The sequence below is a fragment of the Actinosynnema sp. NPDC023658 genome (genome assembly GCF_040639995.1).
GTDB lineage: Bacteria > Actinomycetota > Actinomycetes > Mycobacteriales > Pseudonocardiaceae > Actinosynnema.
In genome coordinates this window covers 1-9,142 of the sequence record NZ_JBFAAX010000224.1, presented here as the reverse complement: position 1 = coordinate 9,142, position 9,142 = coordinate 1, and the positions used below count along the sequence as shown (strand labels likewise).

The 9,142-nt window shown below is 71.5% G+C and carries 6 protein-coding genes and 1 pseudogene; 1 reads left to right on the top strand and 6 read right to left on the bottom strand.

Annotation, left to right across the window (positions count from 1 at the left end; all coding sequences use genetic code 11):
• The 6 genes and pseudogenes from AB0G02_RS21570 to AB0G02_RS21545 form a co-directional block, all read right to left on the bottom strand.
• Positions 1–506: pseudogene (locus AB0G02_RS21570) on the bottom strand (hypothetical protein); the annotation flags it as partial.
• Positions 503–1,192 (bottom strand): response regulator transcription factor, encoded by a 690-nt coding sequence (locus AB0G02_RS21565; RefSeq protein ID WP_360797165.1) that lies wholly within the window; start codon positions 1,190–1,192, stop codon positions 503–505. The pseudogene AB0G02_RS21570 and the gene AB0G02_RS21565, both read right to left, overlap by 4 nt.
• A 51-nt stretch (positions 1,193–1,243) precedes the next feature.
• On the bottom strand, positions 1,244–2,329 hold the full coding sequence (locus AB0G02_RS21560) for an ABC transporter ATP-binding protein (protein ID WP_360797163.1): 1,086 nt from the start codon (positions 2,327–2,329) through the stop codon (positions 1,244–1,246).
• A complete protein-coding gene (locus AB0G02_RS21555; protein WP_360797161.1) occupies positions 2,329–3,150 on the bottom strand; it encodes a carbohydrate ABC transporter permease in 822 nt (273 codons plus the stop codon). The genes AB0G02_RS21560 and AB0G02_RS21555 overlap by 1 nt, the downstream gene beginning before the upstream one ends.
• A complete protein-coding gene (locus tag AB0G02_RS21550; protein ID WP_360797159.1) occupies positions 3,147–4,088 on the bottom strand; it encodes a sugar ABC transporter permease in 942 nt (313 codons plus the stop codon). Before AB0G02_RS21550 ends, AB0G02_RS21555 begins: the two co-directional genes overlap by 4 nt.
• Positions 4,075–5,466: an extracellular solute-binding protein gene (locus AB0G02_RS21545; protein ID WP_360797157.1), complete on the bottom strand. Its 1,392-nt coding sequence runs from the start codon at positions 5,464–5,466 to the stop codon at positions 4,075–4,077. Before AB0G02_RS21545 ends, AB0G02_RS21550 begins: the two co-directional genes overlap by 14 nt.
• A 299-nt stretch (positions 5,467–5,765) precedes the next feature.
• Between AB0G02_RS21545 and AB0G02_RS21540 the strand changes: the two genes are divergently transcribed.
• Positions 5,766–9,142: CARDB domain-containing protein (locus AB0G02_RS21540; RefSeq protein WP_360797155.1), on the top strand; the 3,377-nt coding region annotated here is incomplete at its 3' end.

The following is a 9,142-nucleotide window of genomic DNA, read 5'->3' as shown; positions in this document are numbered from 1 at the left end:
TCCACCGCGCCCAGGTCGTAGAACTCCGCGAGCAGCAGTCCCGGTTCGACCTCACCGACGATCACCAGCCGGCTGCCGTCCGGGCCCTCTGCGGTGTAGCGCACGGAACCCCGGTGGTCGCGCGCCTGGTCCACCAGGTCCACCGGGAGCCGACCGGGGAACGCGAGCATCGCGCCGGCGACCGGGGTGTACTCGCCGCGGGCGGAGGTGGACAGCGGACCGGACGACGGGGTGAAGTTGACCAGCGCCCAGGTCAGGCCGAGCCGGGCCTCCATGTACTCGGCCACACCGTCCACAGCGGACTGGAACCCGGTGCTGCGGACGAGGAACTGGTGCGCCTGCTGGGTGTCGGAGTCGAACGCGGCCTGCGCGGAGGCGGTGAACCGGTCCCGGGTGCTGCCCGCCTGGAGCCGGTAGGTCGTGAGCGCCATGGCGACGGTCGTGACCAGGGTGACGGCCGCGACGGTCAGCACGATCGCCGCCCGCAGGCCGGGCCGCCGCGTCACGGCTTGACCAGGCGGTACCCGAATCCGCGGACGGTGCGCAGCAGCACGGGGTTCGCCGGTTCGGGCTCGATCTTGGCGCGCAGGCGGGCCACCGCGGCGTCGACCAGGCGCGAGTCACCGGTGAACCCGTAGTCCCACACCCGCTTGAGCAACGTCTGCCTGCTGAGCACCTGGCCCGCGTGCTCGACGAACTCGATCAGCAGGCGGATCTCGGTGGAGGTGAGGTTCAGCTCGCGGCCGTTCCTGGTCACCGCCAGCGCGGCGGTGTCCAGTTCGAGGTCCCCGATCGTGTGCACGTGCGGCTTCGAGGGCGGCGGCGGCACGGCGCGGCGCAGGATCGCCTTCACCCGCGCGTCGAGCACCCGCGGCTCGACCGGTTTCACGACGTAGTCGTCGGCGCCGCCCTCCAGGCCGACCACGACGTCCACCGCGTCACCGCGAGCGGTCAGCAGGATCACCGGGACCGTGTCGCCTGCCCGGATGCGGCGGCACACCTCGAACCCGTCGACACCGGGCAGCATCACGTCCAGCAGCACCAGGTCCGCGGACGTCCGCCGGTCGGCCAGGAGCTCCAGCGCCCGCTCGCCCGTGGCCGCCACCTCGACCTCGTGACCGAGCCCCCGCAACGCGCGGGACAACGCCTCGGCCAGCATCGCGTCGTCCTCGACGAGCAACAACCGCGGCACTGGTGGAACTCCTCGCTCTCGGCACGCCCCCGCACCACGGTATACCAGCGGTTACTCCGAACGGGCCACCGCCGCGGCGCTCCCACCGCCGAGCAGCCGGCCGTCCTCCGCCCCGTAGAACAGCAGCCGACCGGGCGCCGCGCCGACCGTGAGGGCACGCCCGAGGGCCGGTTCCTCGTCCTCGGGCACGGTGAGGCTGATCAGGACGCCGTCCGGGCAGTCGAGGGTGACCAGCGACGAGACGCCCAGGTTCTCCACCGTGGACACCCGGCCGGTGATGCCGTCGGCGACCGGGACCAGGTACTCCGGCCGCACGCCCACCACGACCGGCGTGCCGTCGGCCAGTCCCGGCGGTCCGGGCAGCCGGGCGCCGGCGATCTCCACGTGGCCGGCGCGGACCTCGGCCTCGACCAGGTTCATCGGGGTCGAGCCGATGAAGTTCGCGACGAACGTGTCCGCGGGCCGCTGGAACACCTCGCGCGGCGTGCCGAGCTGGCGGATCCGACCCGCCTCCATCACCGCGATCCGGTCGGCCAGCGCCAACGCCTCGGCCTGGTCGTGCGTGACGAAGACGGTCGTCAGCGCCAGCTCGTGCTGCAACCGCTTGAGGAAAGTCCTGGCCTCCAGCCGCAGCCGCGCGTCCAGGTTCGACAGCGGTTCGTCGAGCAGCAGCACGTCGGCCCGCGCGGCGACGGCCCGCCCCAGCGCCGCGCGCTGCTGCTGACCGCCGGACAGCTGGCCCGGCCTGCGGTCGAGCAGGTCGGACAGGCTCAGGCCCGCGGCGACCTCGGCGGCCACCTCCCGCTGCCGCGCCTTGGCGGCCCGGCGCACGCGCAGCGAGTAGGCGATGTTCTCGGCCACGGTCATGTGCGGGAACAGCGCGTAGTCCTGGAACACCATCGCCACGCCGCGCTCGCCCGGCTCCAGCCGCGTCACGTCCCGCGAGCCGATCGTGACGGTGCCCGCGGCCGCCGGCTCCAGCCCCGCGATCGTGCGCAGCAACGTGGTCTTGCCGCAGCCGGACGGGCCGAGCAGCGCGAACAGCTCCCCGTCCACCACGCTCAGGTCCAGCGCGTCCACCGCGCGGACCCCGTTCGGGTACACGGTGGACACGCCGGCGATCTCGATGCCCGCCATCAGCTCTTGACGCCTCCGTGGAATCGGAACCCGTAGCGCTTGTCGACCACCAGGTACAGCACGACCACCGGGATCGAGTACAGCAGCGAGAACACCGGGATCACGGTCAGGTTCGCGCTGCCGCCCTCGTCCTGCAACGTCCGCATCAGCACCGCCGCGGGCTGCTTGCCGACGTCGCGCAGCAGCAGGAACGGCAGCAGGAAGTTGCCCCACGCGTTGACGAACGACCACACCAGGATCGTCGCGACGCCCGGTCTCACGATCGGCAGCACCACGTGCCCCAGCACCTGCCGGGGCTTGGCGCCGAACACCCGCGCGGACTCCTCGTACGAGCGCGGCACGGAGTCCACGAAGTCCTTCAGGATGAAGATCGCGGCGGGCAGCATCCCGCCCGCGATCACCAGGGCGGTGCCGAACCGCGAGTCGACGAGGCCGAGCTGGAGCATCATCACGAAGATCGGCACCATGGCCGCGGTGCCCGTCACCACGCTGGACAGCAACAGCAGCAGGTACAGCAGCGCGTCGCGGCCGGGGATGCGCGTGCGGGACAGCGAGTAGGCCGCCAGCGCCGCGAACGCCGTCGTCACCACCGCCGCGGTCAGGCACAGCACCAGCGAGTTCACCAGCGACCGCAGCGCGTACGGGTGGCTGACGGTGGCGTGCACGTTCGCCCACGTCCAGTCCGGCCACCGGAGGCCGAACCCGGGCCGGGCGTCGAACGGCGCACCGGCCAGCCACAGCATCGGCACCGCGAAGAACGCCAGCACCACCGCGATCAGCACGTAGTAGCCGATCCGGCGCACCACCCACCCCGGCGTCACGCGCGCCTGCGCAGCAGCCGCAGGTACACCAGCGCCACCACGAGGTTCCCGAGCAGCAGCAACGACGACATGGCCGAGGCGTAGCCGAGCTGACCGCTCTCCAACGCCTGCCGGTAGATCAGCACCGGCAGCACCTCCGACTCGTGGTTGGGACCGCCCGCGGTGAGCAGGAACGGCGTGAAGTCGTTGGCCGTCCACAGGCTGATCAGCAGCGTGTTGGTCAGCACGTGGCCCCGGATGTGCGGGAAGACCACGTCGCGCACGGTCTGCCACCCGCTCGCGCCGGCGAGCCGGGCGGTCTCCAGGTGCGACGGCGGCACGGCGGTCAGCGCGGAGGAGTACAGCAGCATCGAGAACGCCGTGCCGCGCCAGGTGTTGAACACGATCAGGCTCGCCATCGGGTACTCGACCAGCCACGCCGTGCCCGGCCGGTCGAGCAGCAGGCCGAGCGTGCCGCCGTCCCGGCTCAGCACGGCGAACCACAGGTAGGCGACCACGGGTCCGGGCAGGATCCACGCCAGCAGCACGAACCCCTCGACGGTGCGCCGCAGTCCGGGCCGCACCCGGCGCAGCAGCCAGGCGAGCGCGAAGCCCAGGGCGTTCTGGCCGATGATCGCGGAGCCGAGCACGAACAGCGCGGTCAGCCAGAGCGAGTTGGTGAACAGCGGGTCGTCCAGCGCGGTGGTGAAGTTGTCCGCGCCGACCACGCTCGGCGCGGCGGCGGACGGCCCGGTCAGCTGGTAGTCGGTGATGCCGATGTACAGCGTCCACAGGGCCGGGAAGACGAGGAACACGCCGATCAGCAGCAGCGCCGGCGCGACGAACCCGACCGCCCTCGCGGTGCCCAGCCCGGCGGTGTCACGTCCGGCGGTCCCGCGTCCGGTCCTGCCCTGGCCTGTGTCGGGGCGGTCGGTGCCGGGCCGGTCAGCCGCCCTCAACGTTGTCCTCACCGACCGCCTTGACCAGCGCGTCCTGGTAGGACCGCGCGGCCTCCTCCGGGCTCCGGCCCGCGATCACGTCGCCGGTCGCCTGCCGCAGCGCGGCCGACACCTTCGGGTAGTCCGCGAGCCCCGGCCGGTACCGGGTGATCGGCAGCACCCGTTCGGCGACGAAGCCGAGCATCGGGTCGTGCGCCAGCACCTTGTCGTTCACGTCGGTGCGCTGGGTGATCTGCGCGCCGCCCGCCAGCGCCGACTCGACCGCCTCGGCGGAGTTGAGGAACTCCATGAGCTCCCACGCCTGCCGCGGGTACCGCGTGTTCGGGTTGACCACCCGCACCCCGCCGCCGGACATGCTGACGAAGTCCTGGCCGCCGACCCCGCCGCCCGGCACGCGGGCCGGGATGAGCGCCCAACCGACGGCCGTGTCGCGGTCCGCCATCTTGGCGACGCCGGTGCGCGGCTCCACCACCGAGCGCCAGAAGTAGTCGCTCTCCAGCAGGATGCCGACCTTGTTCTCCGCGAACAGCGCGAACGACCGGTCCCGACCCTTCGCCTCCTGCTGCACGACCGGGTCACCGAGCCCGTCCCGGTAGACGCGCTGGTAGAGCGCGAGGACGTCCTTGACGCCCTCGGTCGCGCCCTGCCACTTACCGTTCTCGTACACGGGTCGGCCGGTGCCGACCAGCGCGGGCAGGACGCCCTGCATGGTGGTGGCCTCGCCCATCGCGGTGCCGGCGTTCAGCTGCAGCGGCGTGACGCCGGGCAGCGCCTTGAGCTTCGCGGCGGTGTCGAGGATGTCGTCCCAGCTGCGCGGTTGCCAGTCGGTGGGCAGGCCGGCCTGCGCGAACAGCTTCTTGTTGAAGAACAGCACCCGGCCGTCGGTGCCCATCGGCACGCCGTAGCGCTTGCCGTCGAACTGCCCGAGGTCCTGCACGGCGTCGGGGATCTGCCGCCAGCCGTCCCACGCGTCGACCTCGGCCTTGCCGACGACCTCGTCGAGCGGCTCGACCTGCCCGGCCTGGACGAACTCCCCGAGCCAGATGCCGTCCAGCTCGACGATGTCACCACCGCCGCCGGTCTTGAAGTCCAGCGCGACCTTCGTCTTGAAGTCCTCGTCGGCCGCGCCGTTCTGCTCGAAGCGGACCGTCGCGTTGACGCCCTTGGCCTTCTGCGCCTCGGTGAACCGGGGGATGACCCAGTTCTCGATCCAGTTCGCGCCCCGCGCGTTCTTCCCGCCCACCGCCGCGTTGGCGGTGATGGTCAAGGTGACGTCCTTGGCGTCCGCGTTGCGCGCCGGGTCGGCTTCGCGCGTCTGGCCGAGGCACCCCGTGAGCAGGCCCGCCACCGACAGCAGGACGATCGTTGTCCGCCGCATCCGCTCTCCCCCACGAGAGTGCCCGCCGCTTGCGTCACCTCCCAACATGGCACCCCGACCGCCCGACCGCACCACCTCGGACGGGTGTCACCCGTTTGACGGCTCCGCGCCGTCGCTCGACCGGTGTTCGGCCGCGCGGCGGTCGGTCGTGCGGGGTCGGCGCGACATCATGCAAGAATTGTACAGAATGATGGAAAATCTGGACATCTGTCGTTGACAGTTGGACACGCAACTGAAACATTCGGGTCTCGAACGTGAAAGAAGCCGACTCTGTCACCCCTGCCGAACAGAGGACCTCCATGACGCGGAAGCAGCTCGGTCGACGGGTGACCGTCGGCCTGCTCGCCCTCGGCCTACCACTCCTCGGACTCACCCCGGTCGCCACCGCCGAACCGAACCTGGCCACCGGCCACCCGGTCAGCGCCGGCAGCTCGCACGCCGAGTACCCGGCGTCCAACGCCACCGACGGCAACGTCAACACCTACTGGGAGAGCGCGAACAACGCCTTCCCGCAGTGGCTCCAGGTCGACCTGGGCTCGACCGTCGCCGTCAACCGGGTCGTGCTGAAGCTGCCGCCGTCCTGGGGCACCCGCACGCAGACCCTCGCGGTGAGGGCCAGTGCCGACGGCACGTCGTTCACCGACCTCTCCGCGTCCACCGGTCGGGTGTTCAACCCCTCCTCCGGCAACACCGCGACCATCGACTTCACCTCCGCGAGCGCCCGGTACGTGCGCCTGGAGATCACCGCGAACACCGGTTGGTCGGCCGGGCAGCTCTCGGAGCTGGAGGTGTACGGGCCGAGCACCGGCGACACCCGGCCGCCCACCGCGCCCGGCGGCCTCGCCTACACCGAACCGGGCTCCGGCCAGGTCCGGCTGACGTGGACGGCGTCGAGCGACGACGTCGGCGTCACCGACTACGTCGTCTACGCGAACGGCGCCGAGCGCGCGACCGTCGCCGGGAACGCCCTGACCTACACCGACACCCAGCCCGCGTCGGCCACCGTCCAGTACCACGTGCGCGCACGTGACGCGGCGGGCAACCTGTCACCGGAGAGCAACCGGGTCACGCGCACGGGCCAAGGCGGCGGCACCAACCTCGCCACGGGCAAGCCGGTCGAGGCGTCCTCCTCGGTGTTCACCTTCGTCGCGGCCAACGCCACGGACGGCAACACCGGCACCTACTGGGAGTCCAACGGCTTCCCGTCCACGCTGACCGTGAGGCTGGGCGCGAACGCCGACCTCTCCTCGGTGGTCGTGAAGCTGAACCCCGACACCGCGTGGGGCCCGCGCACCCAGTCGATCCAGGTGCTCGGCCGCGACCAGGCCGGCACGGCGTTCACGTCCCTGGTCGACCGCGGCGACTACGCGTTCACCCCGTCCGCGCAGAACACGGTCACCATCCCGCTGACCGGTCGGGCGGCGGACGTCCGGCTCCAGTTCTCCGGCAACACCGCCGCGCCCGGCGGCCAGGTCGCGGAGCTCCAGGTCTTCGGCACCCCGGCCCCGAACCCGGACCTCACGATCGGCTCGCTGACGTCGTCGCCCGCCAACCCCGTGGAGACCGACGCGATCAGGCTGACCGCGACCGTCCGCAACACCGGCACCGCCGCCGCGCCCGCGTCCACCGTGGCGTTCGCCCTCGGCGGCACGTCCGGCACCGCGCCCGTCGCCGCGTTGGCCGCCGGCGCGTCCGCGACCGTCACCTTCGACGCGGGCCGGCGTCCGCAGGGCACCCACCAGGCGACGGCGACGGTGGACCCGACGAACACCGTCGTCGAGCGGGACGACAGCAACAACTCGGCGTCCGCGCACGTCGTCGTGGGCCAGGCGCCCGGACCCGACCTCCAGGTGCTCGGCTTCACGTCCACCCCGCCGAACCCGGCCGCGGGCACGCGGGTGACGTTCACGGTCCAGGTGAACAACCGCGGCACCACGGCGTCCGGCACGTCCGTGACGCGGCTCGTCGCCGGCGGCACCACGCTGGACACGCCCACCGGGGCCATCGCGGCGGGTGCGACGGCGAACGTCGCGGTCACCGGCGGCTGGACGGCCACCAACGGCGGCGCGACCATCACGGCGACCGCCGACGCCACGAACACCGTCGTGGAGACCAACGAGACGAACAACTCGTTCTCCCGCGCGATCGTCGTCGGGCGGGGCGCGGCCGTGCCGTACACCTCGTACGAGGCCGAAGCCGCGCAGTACCAGGGCACCCTGCTCACGGCCGACCGGCTGCGGACGTTCGGGCACACGAACTTCGCCACCGAGTCGTCCGGCCGCCAGTCCGTGCGGCTGGGCAGCACCGGCCAGTTCGTCGAGTTCACCTCCACCAACCAGGCCAACTCGATCGTGGTGCGCAACTCGATCCCCGACGCGCCCGGCGGCGGTGGCATCGACGCGACGATCAGCCTGTACGTCAACGGTTCGTACGCGCAGAAGCTGACCCTGTCGTCCAAGCACTCGTGGCTGTACGGCAACTCCGACGGCCCCGAGTCGCTGACCAACACCCCGCAGACCGACGCGCGGCGCCTGTTCGACGAGTCGCACGCGCTGCTGTCGGCGTCCTACCCGCCCGGCACGAAGTTCAGGCTCCAGCGGGACGCGGGCGACACAGCGGCGTTCTACGTCATCGACCTGGTCGACCTGGAGCAGGTCGCGCCGGCGTCGAGCCAGCCCGCCGGCTGCACGTCCATCACCGCCTACGGCGCGGTGCCGAACGACGGCAACGACGACACCGACGCCATCCAGCGGGCGGTGACCGACGACCAGAACGGCGTCATCGGCTGCGTGTGGATCCCGGCGGGCCAGTGGCGGCAGGAGAAGAAGATCCTCACCGACGACCCGCTCAACCGGGGTCAGTTCAACCAGGTGGGCATCTCCAACGTCACCATCCGCGGCGCGGGCATGTGGCACTCGCAGCTCTACACGCTCACCCAGCCGCAGGACGCCGTGGGCGGCATCAACCACCCGCACGAGGGCAACTTCGGCTTCGACGTCGACGACAACACGCAGATCTCGGACATCGCGATCTTCGGGTCCGGCCGGATCCGCGGCGGTGACGGCAACGCCGAGGGCGGCGTCGGCCTCAACGGCCGGTTCGGCCGCAACACCCGGATCAGCAACGTGTGGATCGAGCACGCCAACGTCGGCGTGTGGGTCGGCCGCGACTACGACAACATCCCGGCGCTGTGGGGACCGGCCGACGGGCTGGAGTTCAGCGGCATGCGGATCCGCGACACCTACGCGGACGGCATCAACTTCACCAACGGCACCCGCAACTCCAAGGTGTTCAACTCGTCGTTCCGCACCACCGGTGACGACGCGCTCGCGGTGTGGGCCAGCCGGTACGTGAAGGACACGTCCGTCGACATCGCGCACGACAACCAGTTCATCAACAACACCGTCCAACTCCCGTGGCGTGCCAATGGGATCGCGATCTACGGCGGCTACGGCAACAAGGTCGAGAACAACCTCGTCTTCGACACGATGAACTACCCGGGCATCATGCTGGCGACCGACCACGACCCGCTGCCGTTCAGCGGCACGACGCTGGTCGCGAACAACGGCCTGTACCGCACGGTGGAGCGGCGGAACCTGCTGACGCGGCTGACCGAGTGCCGTGACGCGTCCCTGGACGAGTACCGGCGGAAGGACTCGCGGCTGCACCTGGCCAT

Excerpts from the sequence above, each read along its gene's own strand:
- AB0G02_RS21560 (WP_360797163.1), bottom strand. The coding sequence starts at position 2,329 with ATGGCGGGCATCGAGATCGCCGGCGTGTCCACCGTGTACCCGAACGGG.
- AB0G02_RS21545 (WP_360797157.1), bottom strand. The coding sequence starts at position 5,466 with ATGCGGCGGACAACGATCGTCCTGCTGTCGGTGGCGGGCCTGCTCACG.